This window comes from Microcystis sp. M049S2 (assembly GCF_020245625.1).
Lineage (GTDB): Bacteria > Cyanobacteriota > Cyanobacteriia > Cyanobacteriales > Microcystaceae > Microcystis > Microcystis ichthyoblabe_A.
Window position 1 is genome coordinate 1 of the sequence record NZ_JADBUN010000257.1, and the last position, 16,058, is coordinate 16,058.

Here is a 16,058-nt window from a genome sequence, read left to right on the forward strand (position 1 = left end):
CCCATTTCCCCATTTCCCCATTTCCCCATTTCCCCATTTCCCCATTTCCCCATTTCCCCATTTCCCCATTTCCCCATTTCCCCATTTCCCCATTTCATAATTCATAATTCATAATTCATAATTCATAATTCATAATTCCCACCCCCCACCAACAAACTTTTTTAGCAAACCCTAATTAGAAATCGATCGAGTCTTCATGATTGAGAATTGTTTGCAGTATTTCTAGGGGAACAGTAGCAAAGTATTGCTGGAGAAAGTTCTCTAGGGCCACCGCTTCTAGAAATTGTTCAATCTTATTAATTTTTGCCTCATGATTGACTAATTCAAAGGATAAATTTTCTTGATTTTTCTTGACTTTAAAGCCATTTTCTGCTAGGGAAATTAATCCTAATTCTAGGGTATAATAACTGAGGTTTAAGCGATTTTGTAATTGTTGATGGGAAATACTGGTTTTAGTTCTAGCTAAATATTTCCCAATGCCAACAAGGTTTATCCATGGAGTGTGAGCGGATTTTTTTAAAGGACTAGCATAGGCAAGAACTAACTTTTTGTCGCGTAAAATTGCCTGTTGATATTCCCTGGAAAGTTTTGTCCAATCCCGGGGACATTCCCAGAGAAAAAGGAGATTTAATTGGTTAACTTCTTGATTAATTTCTCGATTGCGATTGTCGATTAAAAAATCTTTTTTATTGCTATAAGTCAGGGATTCTTGTTGATAGGGTTGCAGGGCAATTAATCGCACTTCATAGCGATTTTTGTAGGTATTAAAATCTAATTCGACTACGGCATCATAACGGGTATCGATAGCAATTTCATCTTTGTGATGACCCCACCACATACCGGGGAATCCCTGCTCGATTGAACTATCCCAGATATCAAAAGTTGTTCGGAGATAAGTAATTTTTTTGCCTTTGAAATCCTCAAGATTTTTATGCCAAAGATTTTGAAAATAACAATTTTGAATTAATAGCTTTGGTGTCGGATTACCCATCCCGCAGGGTTCCAGTAATTTTAATTCTCGAAATAGACTTTTTCCCAATTGGGAAACCGTCACCACCGCATCTACTTCTATCTGGGAAGAAAGGGAAGTTAAATCAATTCCTGTGCGTCGCAACTGTTGATTAATTCCCTCAATAAATAGGGGTAAATTTTCTATAGTTAAACTTAAACCCGCGGCCAAAGGATGACCACCAAAACGATGTAAAAGATGGGATTGAGAAGATACTAATTGATAAAGATCGATCTCGCGAATTGACCGAGCGGAACCCTTAGCAAAAGGTGGTTCACTGGTACTTAATAAAATTGTTGGTCGCTGGTATTCTTGGGCAATTTGTCCCGCAACTAATCCTAAAATTCCCGCCGGCCATTGGGGATCATCTAAAATAATTACATTAGTGGTAGAAAGATCAATTCTCTCTAGTTTTTTCTGAACTTGTTTAATAATATCCCGTTGGATTTCTTGGCGACGAATGTTGGCTAATTCCGCTTGTTCAGCTAATTCGTGACAACGTTTTTCATCTTCACTGGTAAGTAATTCCACACAAAATCTAGCATCGCCATAAATGCGACTGACGGCATTAATTCGCGGTCCAATACCGAAGGATATATCCATCGGTCTATCTCCGGTTTTGTTACATAAATCCAGTAATTTTTTAACTCCCAAGCGCTGAGTATTTTGCAGTTTTTGCATACCTTTTTGAGCTAAATAACGACATTCTCCCGTCAATTTGACTAAATCGGCAATTAAACCAATCGCAACTAAATCCAGTAAATTTTCTAGGGGTTTTCTGGGAATATCTGCAAGGGTTAAATACATCGCTTCCACTAATTTATAAGCAACAGCAACCCCAGAAAGATGATAGAAAGGATGGGTTTCCACAAAGTAGCGGGGATTAATCAGGGCAATCACCTCGGGGCGCTCGTCGGGTAGGGTATGATGATCGGTGATGATAATATCGATGCCTAAACTTTTTGCATAGTCAATTTCAGCGATATTCGTGCTTCCCGTGTCACAGGTGACGATTAAACGGGTTCCTTGATGCGCTAGTTTCTCGATACCAGGACAATTGAGGCCGTGGGATTCTTTTTGGCGATCAGGTATGTAATAATCTAACTGTTGATAGGGTGGGAAAAACTGCCCCAATCCTTCCCAGAGGACACTGGTAGCGGTGACACCATCGGCATCAAAATCACCCCAAATAGTCACTTTTTCGCCTTTATTTAGGGCTTTTTCCAGTCTTTTGACGGCGAAGTTCATTTCTTGCCCAAAATCAAAGGGAGTTTTTGACTGATAAGCTTTCTCATCCAGAAACGTCCGCAGAGTCGCCCCATCCCGGACACCGCGATGCCATAATATTTGTGCCACGACGCTGCCATCCGACTCTGGGGTGTAGTCTTGGACTATTTTTAAAAACTCTTGGGGAAGAGCTACCGATGGGGGAATTTGCCAGTTAGACACGGGATATCAGGGAAAAAGTAAAAAAGGTGGCAGTTTTTGTGATTTTCCCTATCTCCATTTAGCCACCACTAACGGGGGGAATTAAAACTATCTCATCACCATTTTCGAGGATTTTCTCTCCCGAAACAAACTGAAGATTAACTCCAAAACGAGTAACATCCCGCCATCTTTCTAATTGAGGATAGGGGGCTATAATATAGTTTAACACTGCTGCCACGGAAGTGTGGGCAGGAAATTCGAGGTTTAATTGTGAAGTTTGATAGACTTCTTGATAAATAGCAAATAGTTTTACTGTAACCGTAATTTTTTCCATATTTACATCAATATTTTTCCTAGGATAATAACATCAATTGGGAACCCTGTTCGGTTTTGCGGACTTCGATGCGATGTTGAAAAGCTTCTTTAAATTGGGGCATATGAGTTACAGTCAAAATACAGGCAAAATCGGCGGATATAGCGTTAATTGCCGCGATTAAGCGCTCGCATCCTTCCGCATCCTGAGTTCCGAATCCTTCGTCAACAATGAGCATTTGTAGGGCTGTTCCGGCTCTTTGTGCCAATAATCTCGCTAAAGCTAATCGAATCGAGAAATTAATCCGAAAAGCTTCCCCTCCTGAATAGGTTTCGTAGGGACGGGATCCCCGGGTATCACCAATAATAATATCTAAAGTATCGATTGACTTTTGTTGCTGTTTCTTAGTACCTTTACCACTTTTTTGGGTTAAAAAATGCACATGAAATTGATTACCAGTTAAGCGAGCTAAAATATGATTAGTTTGGGCTTCTAACTCTGGTAAAACATTCTCAATCATCAGAGTTTGTAAACCATTTTTGCCGAAAGCTAGGGCTAACTCTTTATGAACTCTATATTGTTTTTTAACTTTAGCTAAATCGCTTTCTTTTTCTGTCAGTTGTTTACCTAAAGTTTCTAGTTGATGTAATTTCTCCTCAACCCGACCTTTTTGGGAGAGCAATCCATCAATTATCTGTCTTCGCTGTTGAATATTAGTCGATAATGCAGCTATTTCTTGGCGATAGTCGGTCAAAGTACCAATCTTTTGACTAATATTGGCTAACTCCTGATTCAGCTTTTGGCGATCCTCATTTCGCAGCTGTAATCTTTGCTCAATGTCAGCGATTTTAGCGGCTATTTCTGGATAATTTTTTTCTGCTTGTTGCCAGTCTTGATACTGTAATCTTACCCCCTGTAATTGTCGGATCAGATTTTGAATATTCTGATGTTCACCGCGATCATAATTCAAGTTTTGAATAAGCTTTTCTAAGCGTTCAATTTCCTGTTTAAGTGGGGAGTTTTGACCTAGTTCTTGTTTCTCCTGTTCTAGTCTAGCTAATCGATTAATTAAATTAGGTTTCTCGGCCTTGATATTAGCTAAACGACGGTTTGCTTGCTTAAGTTCTGATTCTTGAATTTCTGCCCAACGCCATCTTTTTTCTTCTCCTCTGACTAAAGCATGACTTTGTTCATCATAGTTTAAGAAGGCGATTTCTTGATTGACAATTTGCAATTCTTGCTGTAGTTCTAAGGCATAATTACCACTGCTTAAAAGTGCTTCTAACTGGACGAGTATCTCCTCGGTTTTCTCTAGTTCTATTTCCTTTTCTTCAATAGTTTCTAACTTGACTTCTAACTGCACATATTTTTGTTGTAGATTCGATCTTACTGGCAATTCTTGTTTAATTTGGGCTAATTCCTCCCGTAAACGTTTTAAATCTCGATCGCAGTCTGCCATCTGTTCCTGTAGGGACCAGATTTGCTCTTGAATTTGTTCTTGATGTTGATGGGTTTTCCTGATTACTTGATGACGGTGATGACTGTCTAAATTCTGTTCACACAAAGGACAAACCGAATCGGGAATATTCAATTTTTCCAATTTATCAGTTAACTCTAAAAGTTGTTCTTCATATCTTTTCTGTTGATCCAATAAACTTTTTTTATCCACTTGTTTAAGAGTTTCCTTTTCTTCAACTCGTTCACAATAGGTTTGTTTTTTGTCTAGTTCCTTAATTCGCTTGGCTAAATTGAGAGCTTCCTCTCTTAGTAGAGGAATACGAGCGATTTCTGTCTCTAATTGTTGCCGATTTCTTTGCAGTTGTTCCCGACGAGCATTAATCCTGGCTTTTTCCCGTTCCAACTGCATATTTAGATCAGCTTTTCGGCTATTTAAAGGAGCATATTTTAAAGCTAATCTATCCAATTCCTGAAGACGTTGACGATGATAATTTAACTTCTCCAATGCTGCTTGAATATCCCCCGCTTGCTCGATAATTTTTTGAGTTTCTTGTTCCTGTCTTCCCAATTCTTCTAAACGAGCGCTCGTTTGTTGGATGGGAAGGGTAAATTCGTTAATTTTTTGCTGTAATTTCTGTTCTAATTGTTGTTTATCATACTGGGCCTGTTGCCAAGCTTGCAATTGACTTGACAAACTTGCCTCTTTCTGGTCTAAATTGATTAGGCGCTCGTGTGCGGTAATAATGTCATTTTTGCGATGAAGAATAGTCCTTATTTGATTTAATTGATTATCTAGACTAACTTTTTCCCGGTCTAATCTCTCGATTTCCGCTAATAAAGCTCGCTCCTGTTCTCGTTGCCACTGCAGCTGTTTTTCCCAATTCTGACGCTGATTTTCTTCCCCTTGCAGTTGCTGTAAACGCCGATTATTTACCTCTTGTTCTTGATTAATTTGGTTAATTTGGGTGCTTAACTCTTGCAGGTGTTCCTGATAAGAATTTTTCTCCTGAAGACGGAGTTTTATCGTTTCTACTTGCTGCTCGATCTGGAGGGACTGTCCATCAAATTGTTTCGATATTTCCTTAGCTTTATTAGCTAAAATTTCATAGCGATCGAGTTGTAATAATTCTGCTAAAATCTGTTTACGACCACTAGGAGGCTGTTTCATAAACTCGTCCGCTTGTCCCTGTCGTAAATAAGCAGAATTAATGAAAGTTTTATGGTCTATTTTTAGATAAGTATTAATCTGTGCTTGGGTATCTTTAATACTTTTACCCGATAAAGGACGAAAACTTTGATCATTAATCACCTGAAAATCTAAACCAGAAGCTTTTCCCCCCCGGTGACGACTACGGATAATTTTATAGATTTCTCCCCCATAACTAAACTCGAAATCTACCCGCGCATAATCGCTGCCCGCATGAATGACATCATCAGCAATCGAGACGCGACTTTCTCCCCAAATTGCCCAAGTAATTGCTTCGAGTAAAGAGGATTTTCCCGCACCATTGGCACCACAAATACAGGCAGTATGTAATCCGCGAAAATCTAGCACTGCCTCGCGATAACTGAGAAAATTTTTTAGGGTTAATTGTAGGGGAATCATAAGTTGGGGAGATGGTGAGTGGGGAAGTGGGGAGATGGGGAGATGGTGAGTGGGGAAGTGGGGAGATGGGGAGATGGGGAGATGGGGAGAATGCAGTATAAGTTAGAAATTAATCAGAGGATAAAAAACTGGGGAAAAGATAGCTTCAGCGCAATACATCTGGGTGAATCTATTCGGTATCAATAACTCCCTCCTGCAATAACCTCTGATCAAAGCTTAACTGAAATCCAGCCGGGGACAAATGCGCTTTTTTTGTTCCTCAGAATTCTCCTCACCATCATCACAACCTAGGCACTGTTCACAGATAACCGCTCAGGGTCCCTCGATTTGCTACTCTAAAGGAAAGATAACCGATTCTTAAAACCAAATCTATGAGCATTCCCGAAATTAGCGTCCATGAACTCGCTCTCCGTTTAGCCGATCATGATCCTAATTTACAACTTATTGATGTGCGCGAACCAGAGGAAGTTGCCATGGCATTTGTAGCCAATTTTACCATTTTACCCTTGAGTCAATACCAAGAATGGTCGCCCACTATTGCTACCCAATTCAACCCCCAAGCAGAAACCCTCGTTATCTGTCACCATGGCATGAGATCCCTACAGATGTGCCAATGGCTACAAAGTCAGGGTTTTACTAATGTTAAAAATATTAACGGTGGCATCGATGCTTATTCCCTCCTCGTCGATCCTAATATTCCCCGTTACTAATTTTTATAGCCCCCATCGGGAAAAGAGAGGGGTACACTATCCCCTTTCTCCCCACGGAGGACTGACTACTGATAACTGATAACTGATAACTGATTAAGCGTTATACTGTCTAGAAAAATGTTATAAATCTTTTGTTAAGATTATTCCCCTATGTCCGCTAGAACCCATCTCAGCGATCGCTATCAACATATCTTAAAGGCGACAATCCAACATTATATCGCCACAGCCGAACCGGTTGGCTCGAAAACTCTGCTAGAGGAGTACAAATTTACGGTTAGTTCCGCCACGATTCGCAATGCTCTCGGTAAACTGGAAAAAGAAGGTTTACTCTATCAACCCCACACTTCCTCCGGACGCATTCCCTCCGATTGGGGTTATCGTCTCTACGTCGATGAGTTAATGACTCCCGATGACCGTATCGGCGAAAAAATCGGCTATTATCTGCATAAAAACGCTAAATCTCCCGCTTGGAGTCTCGAAAGTCTGCTGCAACGGGCCACCCAGTTTTTAGCCGGTTTAAGCGGTTATATCGCTATCGTTACCCTTCCCCACACCCTCACTAATACCCTGCGTCATCTGCAATTAATCCCTGTCTCGAACCGGCAGATCATGTTAATTATTGTTACAGATAGTTTACAAACACGCTCAGTTATGATAGAAATTCCTGAGTCTATGGCAACGGACAAGGAGGATGGATTAGCAGAAGAATTACAAATCCTCTCTAATTTTCTCGGGGAAAAATTAAAAGGTTATTGCTTGGCAGATTTAATTAACCTCGATTGGCAGCAAATCGAGCGAGAATTTGCCCGTTATACCCATTTTCTCCAACAATTAAGCCAAGAAATCAGCGCTAGTCTCCAATCCACTGCCACCCCGGAGATTATCGTCCATGGTGTCGCTGAAGTCATTCGACAGCCAGAATTCGCCCAATGGCAACAAGTACAAATGTTACTGCATCTATTGGAAGCAGAACAGGATCGCCTTTTACCCCTGATTTTACAAAGACCAGAACTAGAAAAATCAGCTAAAAAAGTCAAAATCACCATTGGTTCCGAAAATCCTCTGGAATCCATGCGCCCTTGTACTCTTATCTCCGCTTTTTATAAACAGGGAGATACTCCCGTCGGTAGTGTCGGCATTATCGGACCGACGCGAATGTTATACGAAAATACTATTCCCCTAGTGGAATCCACCGCTAACTATCTCAGCGAGGCTATAAGTAAGTAGATATCCCCCGCAAAGGTTCGGGAATAGGACAATCGACAGTAAACTCTAAAATTGTCTCACCATCCCCCAAATAGCCAGAATTGGCAAAACAGAGCAACATCCGCACCAGCGCCACCCACACCTCTGCATCAAACTCCCAATCCTGTCCCCGACGCGCTCCACAGGCGATCGATTTTAGCGCCCAAAAATAACTATTTCTCACCACCGAACCGCCTTTTTTATAAACTGGCACATCTTCATGGTGAATATAAAGAATATCATCTTTAGCGATCGCTCTCATCGGTGGCTAGGAAAGTTATAGGAATTTTCAGTTTACCGTCTAGAGAATAACACCCTATAGGAAATTTTGGGCGCATCCCCTGCACCCCTACCATTTTTAATAACTTCTGTTGATCACCACAAATAGGAAATGTCGTCTTTCTAGTTGAGGCACAAAAAGCTATAATTCTACCTTAAACCCTCATTTTTTATCCCTAGAGCGATCGAGTTTTCCTGATTATTATTCAGCTATGACCACCGATACTATCACCACTCCCTCACCCAAAAAACTCTGGTTAGCAGCCCTTAAACCACCAATGTATAGTGTGGCGATTATACCGATTATTTTGGGAACAGCGATCGCTTATCAGGAAACAGGTCGATTTTCTCTGCCGATTTTTGCCACTTTTATCCTCTCAGCTATTTTAATTCTCGCTTGGTTAAATCTCAGTAATGATGTTTTTGATGCCGATACTGGGATCGATGTTAATAAAGCTCATTCGATCGTTAATTTAACTGGCAATAAATCTTTAATTTTCTGGCTAAGTAATCTTTTTCTATTAGTGGGTATTGCTGGTATTTTTGCTATTAGTTATTGGCGAGGTGATTGGACTATCCTAGAATTAATCGCCCTCTGCTGTTTTTTGGGCTATACCTATCAAGGGCCTCCCTTCCGTCTCGGTTATCAAGGATTAGGTGAAATTATCTGTTTCTTTACTTTTGGACCCTTGGCGATTGCCGCTGCCTACTATTCCCAAGCAGGTTCTTTTTCTGTCTCTAGTCTAGCGGCTTCAATTATTATCGGGATTACCACTTCTATCATCCTTTTTTGTTCCCATTTCCATCAAGTCGCCGATGATCTCAAAGCGGGTAAAAAATCACCTATTGCTCGTTTAGGTACTTTAAAAGGTTCTAAAGTTTTAACCGCAGTGACGGTTCTCGTTTATGTTTTAACGGTGGTTTTTGTGCTGCTGCAGGTTTATCCCCCTCTCACCCTTTTAATCTTCCTTAGTCTCCCTTTCGCTTGGCAATTAGTCAACCACGTTAACCAAAATCACGACCAACCTCAGCTAGTCAGTAACTGCAAGTTTATAGCGGTTAATCTCCACTTTTTTAGTGGCATTCTCTTCTCCCTTGGCTATTGCCTTGCTTCCCGTTGATCAACCCGATTTTTTTCTTAAACCTCTTTATCAGTTATCAGTTATCAGTTATCAGTTTTGAGTTTTGAGTTCACTGATTACTGTTTACTGATCACTGATGACTGTACCCGATCGAGTTTGCACCGATTAACGGAAAAGTGACAGAATAGGGAGATAGATCGCCACAAATAAAGGTTAGCATGAGTGAACAACCCCTCGGATCGGTTATTCAAGGTTCCCTGAGTGAAGGTTTAGAAATCCGTCTTTATCCGGATATTTCCGTGGAGGATATGCGCGTCGGTAAATTTTTAGTGGTGCAAGGCACTCGCTCGCGTTTTTTCTGTCTCCTCACCGATGTCTCCCTGGGTAACTCTAGTCCCCGAATTATCGCGAATCCTCCCCATCCCGATGATAGTTTTATGCGCGATGTTTTAGCGGGTAGCGGTACTTATGGTACTATTGAACTATCGCCTATGCTCATGTTCACACCGACTGGAGGTAATTCCCCAGCAGTTTCCGACACTTCTTTAGGCTCTTTTCAACCCCAAACCAGCGCCGATTTAGAATTACTGCCAGTTAAAACTATTCCCGCCCATTTTAGCCAAGTTTATGAAGCTTGTGAGCAGGATTTTCGCATGGTTTTCGGTTGGGAAGATGATCCCACCAGAAAGAATTTTGCTATTGGTCAACCCCTTGACATGGACGTGCCAATATGTATTAATCTCGATCGCTTTGTGGAACGTAGTAACGGCGTTTTTGGCAAATCCGGGACGGGAAAATCCTTTTTAACCAGGCTCTTAATTTCGGGTATTATTCGCAAACAAGCAGGGGTTAACCTCATGTTTGATATGCACTCGGAATACGGTTGGGAAGCGATGAAAGAAGGGAAGGAGGTTTCTACGGTGAAAGGATTATGTCAATTATTTCCCGGACAGGTAGAAATTTATACCCTCGATCCCGATTCTACCAAACGCCGGGGAGTACGAGGAGCGCAGGAATTATTCTTAAGTTATAATCAGATTGAAATCGAGGATATTCGTTTAATCGGTCGGGAATTAGGCATCTCGGAAGCTAGTTTAGATAATGCCAATATTCTCTATAACGAGTATGGAGAATCTTGGATTACTCAGTTATTGAATATGAGTAACGAGGATATTAAAATCTTCTGTACCGAAAAACAGGGCCATGCGGGATCAATCATGTCCCTCCAGAGAAAATTAATGCGTCTAGATAGTTTGAAATATTTAAGAAGTGCTTGTCCCCACAATTATATCGATCAGGTGTTGCAAGCTTTAGATGCAGGTAAGCACGTCGTCATTGAATTTGGCTCCCAAAGTAATATGCTTTCCTATATGTTAGCCACCAATATGATCACCCGTCGGATTCATGCTAATTATGTTAAAAAAGCTGAATATTTTTTACAAACTAAAAACCCCGTTGATCGGCCGCAACAGTTAGTGATTACCATTGAAGAAGCTCATCGATTTTTAGATTCTGCTGTGGTACATCAAACTATCTTTGGAACCATCGCCCGGGAGATGCGAAAATACTTTGTTACTCTCTTAATTGTCGATCAAAGACCTTCAGGAATTGATAACGAAGTTATGTCTCAGGTAGGGACGAGGATCACCTGTTTATTAAACGATGAAAAGGACATCGAAGCCATATTTACTGGGGTTTCTGGAGGGGGAAGTTTGCGATCAGTTTTAGCGAAATTAGACTCAAAACAACAGGCTTTAGTTTTAGGTCATGCGGTCCCTATGCCGGTAGTAATTCGTACTCGCGCCTACGATCAAAAATTCTATACTGAAATAGGCGCAACCGACTGGCGAGAATTACCCGATGAGGAAGTTTTAGCGGCGGCCAAAATTGCCAAAGCTGATCTAGGATTTTAGAAAAATTAACTTTTGATTGTAGAATAGAGTTGGGTTATTTTTACTGAGAAGAAACCCTAGATGAAAACTGGTTTCCCTAACTATGCAACAAGGTGATTTAATCGAGATCGAGATTACCGACCTCAACCATACGGGCGAAGGTGTGGGAAAATACCGAGGACAGGTGATTTTTGTACCAGATACGGTTATTGGCGATCGCATTCAAACTCGCATCACCTATATCAAAAAAAGTCATGCGATCGGCAAACTACAAACTATTCTACAAGCTTCTCCCCATCGTATCCGGCCCCGCTGCATCGTTGCCGATAAATGTGGTGGCTGTCAATGGCAACACATCGAGGATCAATTTCAGCTGCAGGTCAAAAAAGAGCAAGTACAAGAGGTATTAACCAGAATTGGCGGTTTTACCGATCCTTTAGTTTATCCTCCCCTCACTGGTAATTCTCCCCTCGCTTATCGCAATAAAGCTACCTATCCCCTCGGATTTTCCCCCACCGGCAACGTGCAAGCGGGTTATTATCGTCGCGGCAGCCATCATCTGATTAATCTCAATCAATGTCCGATTCAAGATCAGGCTTTAAATCCGTTTCTAGCAGAGATAAAACGGGATATTCAGGAGCAAGGCTGGTCAATTTACGATGAAAAGACCCATCAAGGACAATTACGCCATTTATCCCTAAGAATTGGCCGCCACACCGGAGAAGTTTTATTAACCCTGATTAGTAATGATCATAATTTACAGGGAATTGAGGCACAGGCGCAGCAATGGCTGGCAAAATACGGCAATTTAGTCGGTGTAACCGTCAATTATAACCCCGATCGAGGTAATGCTATTTTTGGCGCTCAGACCACAACTATCGCCGGAAGGGACTATATTAACGAAAAGTTCGCCGGATTAACCTATCAATTGGCTGCCGATACCTTTTTTCAGGTTAATACAGAGGCTGCTGAAGCTTTATTGGCGGTTATTTCCCAGAAATTAGAGCTTAAAGGTGAAGAAATTCTTATTGATGCCTACTGTGGTATCGGTACTTTTACTTTACCCCTTGCTAAACGGGTTAAAGAGGTGATTGGACTAGAATCCTATAGCTTTTCCCTCGATCGAGCCAAGATTAACGCCCAATTAAATAATATTACCAACACAACCTTTATTTTGGGGGCAGTAGAAAAAACTTTACCGCAACTGACAGTTAAACCCGACATTATTCTACTCGATCCGCCCCGCAAAGGTTGCGATCGCTCTGTCCTTGATAGTTTGTTACAGCTGCAAAGTCAACGCATTGTTTATATCAGTTGTCAAAGTGCAACTTTAGCCAGAGACTTGCAATATCTCTGTCAAACAGGCGATTATCAACTGCTAGAAGTGCAAACCGCCGATTTCTTTCCTCAAACTCCCCACGTCGAATGCGCTGCTTTTCTTAGACAAAAAAACACAAATATGGTAGGATGAAATAAGGGGAAAAACCCGACCCTTTAGCCGTTTATGGTCGAAAAGTCAACGGTTAAGGATAATAGCATATTAGGAACCGTTCCAATCAGCCGCTTTTTTAATTAATCACCCGCTCAAAGTTGCCTTGATTTTCGATTGGTTTGTAGATCAATCATAAAAATATCTAATCCATCTCAGAGACAGAAAAGGGACAAAATATGACTCATTAGGTATGGCAATCAACTAGATCGACGGTTAAGAGACCTTAATCTTTCTGTAAGAGAACAGTCATTTAATAAAAGCTAGAGGTAAAACGTGTGATTGCTATTTCACTGCCAACAAGCAAACGAAGCTGGAACACTATGAGTTTCGCTTCCACCTTGTATCTTTGTCCGATTTTAGATTTATTGACCGCTAGTATTCCCGAAGAATTAGAACCAGAAATTAGATTAGGATTGCAGGAAGCTTTAGTTAATGCCGCTAAACACGGCAATCATCTCGATCCCAGCAAAACCGTGGTTGTTCAATTTTCCAGCAGTAAAGACGAGTATTCTTGGGTAATTACCGACGAAGGTTGTGGATTTACGCCAGGTTGTCACCATCATGGCTGTAGTTGCGATTGCCCCAATTTTCCCCCTGAAGAAGCGGAAAATGGCCGAGGACTGTGTATGTTATATCAAATCTTCGACCAAGTTCACTGGAATCAACAAGGAACCCAACTGAAACTTTGTAAACAAATTAAACAGGAACGCTGGTTGAATTAATGACCATGACCGTGAGAAGGACAGGGAGGAGCAGAAATCGAGCGATCGAGCCAGCCTGTAGCCTGTTGTAGCCGAGGAAGTGCTTCTTCTGGCTGATTATCTAATAAAAACACCAAAGCCGTCCCCAATTGTTCAGCAGCCCGAGCATTACGATTGGCCTTCAGACGATGCCAGTCAATTGGTGCGATCGCCAAACGTTCCGCCAAAATCCGCGCCAATTCCAGGGTAGATAGATCATCAATAGTCTGAGATGAGGAAGAGACAGGGGATGGAATCATAATCAAAAGGTTTCGTAAAACCGTAAAATCGTCTATAACTATAGTTTAGACGCAGGCAATCGGATCGAGTCCATGTCCTTAGAAGAAAACCCATACCCTAACGATGAATCGGCAGAATTTACCCAAGCAATTGCAGAAGTCGAAGCGGCGATCGCAACACTAAAAGACCGTTATCGACAGATCAACGAAGCAGAACAGCAAAAAAAAGACCTAGAAGCACAATTTAGTCAAATAAAACCCCAATGGCGGGAAAATCCCCTACCTGAACTAGAAAAGGAATTGGTACAAATTCGCGAACAGATTCAAGAATTAGAGGTAATTTTAGAAAGCAATTTGCTTAAAGAAGGGGAATTAAAGCGCCTATTCTGGGAAGGAATCCGTCGCGGACTGCTGGGGGAAGTTTTTTGGCAAATTGTCCGCTTTGGTGGTATTGGAGTCTTACTGGGTTGGATTCTGCGATCCTGCACCGGGTGATTAGCTGCACCGGAAGTGGGGTGTGGGGTGTTGGGGTGATGGGGTTTTAGTTGAAATTCCCCCACTTCCCCCACTTCCCCCATTTCCCCACTTCCCCACTTCCCCCATTTCCCCCATCTTTCTATTTCGGTAAAATTCGGCCAATAGTGCGATTTTCCGGGGTAAAAGTTTCTTTAGCCACCCGTTGGATATCGGCTGCCGTGACAGCATTATAAGCATCTAATTGGGCGAATAAATTACGCCAATCGCCGGTTTTTACCTCGTATTCAATCAAGGATCGCGCCATGCCCATGTTAGAATCAAGACCTCTTAATAGGGCTGCCCGTAGTTGATTTTTAACCCGTTCTAATTCCTGTTCCGAAACCGGTTCATTTTTCAATCTTTCCAACTCCAAATTCAAACCCTGCGCTACTTCCTCTAGGCTGACATTAGGAGCGCTCAGAGCATAGAATAACAGCAAATTCGGGTATTTATCCCCCGGAAAGCCGTTAAATCCCTGGGCAGCGAGGGCAAGTTGTTTGTCCTCCACTAAAGCTTTATACAGTCGCGAAGTTCTTCCTTCACTCATTAAAGTGGCGATAACCTCGTAAACCGCATGATCGGGATGATTGAGGGCGGGACGATGGTATCCTTCTAAATACCAAGGCTGCGAGGCTAATTTTAGGGTAATTTCCTTTGTTTTGGTTTGGTTCGGTTCCACTACCGTCACCTGTGGGGGTTTCGGTTTAGCGGGAAAACGACCAAAATAAACTTTAGCTAACTGTTTGACCTGTTCTGGGTCCACATCTCCGGCGATAGCTATGGTTAAATTACTGGCAGCATAAAATTTATCGAAAAAGTTTTGGATATCTGAGGGTTCCAGATTGCGAATATCTCGATCGTAGCCGATAACGGGACGTTTGTAGGGATGGACAGTATAAGCTTGATCGAGAAAAGCTTCGATTAATAAACCTAGGGGGCTATTATCCGTCCGCATCCGTCTTTCTTCCAGAATTACGTCTTTTTCTTTGTAAAATTCCCGTTGGAAGACCGGTTCTAAAAATCGTTCCGATTCCAAAGACATCCACAATTCCAATTTATTCGACGGGAAACTGTAAAAATAGCTAGTTGCATCGCTGGAAGTGGTGGCATTTAAACCGACTCCCCCCTGAGTTTCGACGATTTGCCCGTATTCGTTGCGTTGGACGAATTTCTCGGACTCTGCCTTAGTTTTTTGAAATTCTTCCGTTAATTTAGCCACTTCTGCGCTTTTACCCGCTTTTTTGGCCGCTTGTAGTTCTTTGTCTATAGCTTCAAGGCGATCGAGGACTTTTTTCTCGCTAAGATAATCGCTAGTACCGATGGTTTTTGTGCCTTTAAAGGCTAAATGTTCCAAAAAGTGGGCAACTCCTGTTTTACCGTCCGGTTCATCGGCACCTCCCACATCCGCATAGGTGACAAAGGAAATAACTGGGGCATCGCGATTTTCTAGGATAATAAATTTTAGTCCGTTGTCGAGGCGAAATTCGGTAATTTTTTGTTGAAATTGCTTAAGGTAGGGGGTAATCGATTGTACATCGGCTGGTTGCTCTTTTGCTTGGGCAAGAAGGGGTGAGAAACTCCCAAAACTCCAAAACACAAGAAAAGCGACCCAAAAGCCGATTACAGCCCGATAATGGGGGTTATTTTTAATGATCATAGATAGTTTTATCAGGTATCGTGGGAGCGAGAGATCGATCGCTCTGTTCGATCTTAGCAGTCGATTGTTAGGAGAGGGGGAGTGGGAATTATGAATTATGAATTATAAATTATGAATTGGGAAGTGGGGAAGTGGGGAAGTGGCAATGGGGGCTTTTCAGTAAACAGTAAACAGTAAACAGTTAAGCTAAGACGCATTTAAACCGCTTATTCTTAGATTAGCTGAACCTCCCCCAATCCCTTTACTGTTGCCTTTTGCCTCTTGCCTTTTGCCTCGTCTCAACAAGCAATTTAAATTACGAACAGCTTAGGGACTTGCGTGGGAATAATATCCCAATCGATCGGAGGGCGCAAGCTTTGCGCCCCTACAGTAACGGATTTTGCCCACAATGT

General features: G+C 41.8%; 13 protein-coding genes. 7 read left to right on the forward strand and 6 right to left on the reverse strand.

Going from position 1 to position 16,058, the window contains the following annotated elements:
• Positions 1-175: 175 nt before the first annotated feature.
• Genes recJ through sbcC form a run of 3 tightly spaced genes read right to left on the reverse strand, consistent with a single transcriptional unit; the run spans position 176 to position 5,814 of the window.
• The gene (recJ, locus tag IM496_RS19910) at positions 176-2,458 is read right to left on the reverse strand and encodes a single-stranded-DNA-specific exonuclease RecJ (protein ID WP_287663026.1); all 2,283 of its coding nucleotides are present in this window, start codon (positions 2,456-2,458) and stop codon (positions 176-178) included.
• Positions 2,459-2,516: 58 nt separating this feature from the next.
• Positions 2,517-2,771 carry a MoaD/ThiS family protein gene (locus tag IM496_RS19915; RefSeq protein ID WP_046662990.1) on the reverse strand — a complete coding sequence of 85 codons (255 nt, stop codon included), beginning with the start codon at positions 2,769-2,771 and terminating at the stop codon, positions 2,517-2,519.
• A gap of 19 nt (positions 2,772-2,790) precedes the next feature.
• Positions 2,791-5,814: an exonuclease subunit SbcC gene (gene sbcC / locus IM496_RS19920; protein WP_194017780.1), complete on the reverse strand. Its 3,024-nt coding sequence runs from the start codon at positions 5,812-5,814 to the stop codon at positions 2,791-2,793.
• 371 nt (positions 5,815-6,185) lie between these two features.
• Between sbcC and IM496_RS19925 the strand changes: the two genes are divergently transcribed.
• Both IM496_RS19925 and hrcA read left to right on the forward strand, forming a co-directional pair.
• Positions 6,186-6,524: a rhodanese-like domain-containing protein gene (locus tag IM496_RS19925; RefSeq protein WP_194017325.1), complete on the forward strand. Its 339-nt coding sequence runs from the start codon at positions 6,186-6,188 to the stop codon at positions 6,522-6,524.
• A gap of 150 nt (positions 6,525-6,674) precedes the next feature.
• Positions 6,675-7,751 carry a heat-inducible transcriptional repressor HrcA gene (gene hrcA, locus IM496_RS19930; RefSeq protein ID WP_287663027.1) on the forward strand — a complete coding sequence of 359 codons (1,077 nt, stop codon included), beginning with the start codon at positions 6,675-6,677 and terminating at the stop codon, positions 7,749-7,751.
• Here the strand turns inward: hrcA and IM496_RS19935 are convergent.
• Positions 7,738-8,031 (reverse strand): hypothetical protein, encoded by a 294-nt coding sequence (locus IM496_RS19935; RefSeq protein ID WP_002760270.1) that lies wholly within the window; start codon positions 8,029-8,031, stop codon positions 7,738-7,740. The genes hrcA and IM496_RS19935 overlap by 14 nt on opposite strands.
• A gap of 229 nt (positions 8,032-8,260) precedes the next feature.
• Here IM496_RS19935 and menA point away from each other — a divergent pair, with 229 nt between their 5' ends.
• The 4 genes from menA (at position 8,261) to IM496_RS19955 (ending at position 13,236) form a co-directional block, all read left to right on the forward strand.
• Positions 8,261-9,169: a 2-carboxy-1,4-naphthoquinone phytyltransferase gene (menA, locus tag IM496_RS19940; RefSeq protein ID WP_287663028.1), complete on the forward strand. Its 909-nt coding sequence runs from the start codon at positions 8,261-8,263 to the stop codon at positions 9,167-9,169.
• 179 nt (positions 9,170-9,348) lie between these two features.
• Entirely contained in the window at positions 9,349-11,043 is a 1,695-nt protein-coding gene (locus IM496_RS19945; protein ID WP_194017329.1) for a helicase HerA domain-containing protein, read from the forward strand.
• 82 nt (positions 11,044-11,125) lie between these two features.
• Entirely contained in the window at positions 11,126-12,493 is a 1,368-nt protein-coding gene (gene rlmD / locus IM496_RS19950; protein ID WP_287663029.1) for a 23S rRNA (uracil(1939)-C(5))-methyltransferase RlmD, read from the forward strand.
• A 341-nt stretch (positions 12,494-12,834) separates the two neighbouring features.
• Positions 12,835-13,236 carry an ATP-binding protein gene (locus tag IM496_RS19955; protein ID WP_149973853.1) on the forward strand — a complete coding sequence of 134 codons (402 nt, stop codon included), beginning with the start codon at positions 12,835-12,837 and terminating at the stop codon, positions 13,234-13,236.
• Here IM496_RS19955 and IM496_RS19960 read toward each other — a convergent pair.
• Positions 13,233-13,514, reverse strand: coding sequence for a DUF6439 family protein (locus IM496_RS19960; RefSeq protein WP_002790791.1), 282 nt, complete (start codon positions 13,512-13,514; stop codon positions 13,233-13,235). The two genes, IM496_RS19955 and IM496_RS19960, sit on opposite strands and share 4 nt — an antisense overlap.
• A gap of 72 nt (positions 13,515-13,586) precedes the next feature.
• Here IM496_RS19960 and IM496_RS19965 point away from each other — a divergent pair, with 72 nt between their 5' ends.
• On the forward strand, positions 13,587-13,988 hold the full coding sequence (locus tag IM496_RS19965; protein ID WP_287663030.1) for a sll0565 family protein: 402 nt from the start codon (positions 13,587-13,589) through the stop codon (positions 13,986-13,988).
• A 121-nt stretch (positions 13,989-14,109) separates the two neighbouring features.
• On the opposite strand, the gene IM496_RS19970 is transcribed toward IM496_RS19965, so the two are convergent.
• Positions 14,110-15,666: a M16 family metallopeptidase gene (locus tag IM496_RS19970; RefSeq protein ID WP_287663031.1), complete on the reverse strand. Its 1,557-nt coding sequence runs from the start codon at positions 15,664-15,666 to the stop codon at positions 14,110-14,112.
• Between the last annotated feature and the right edge of the window lie 392 nt (positions 15,667-16,058).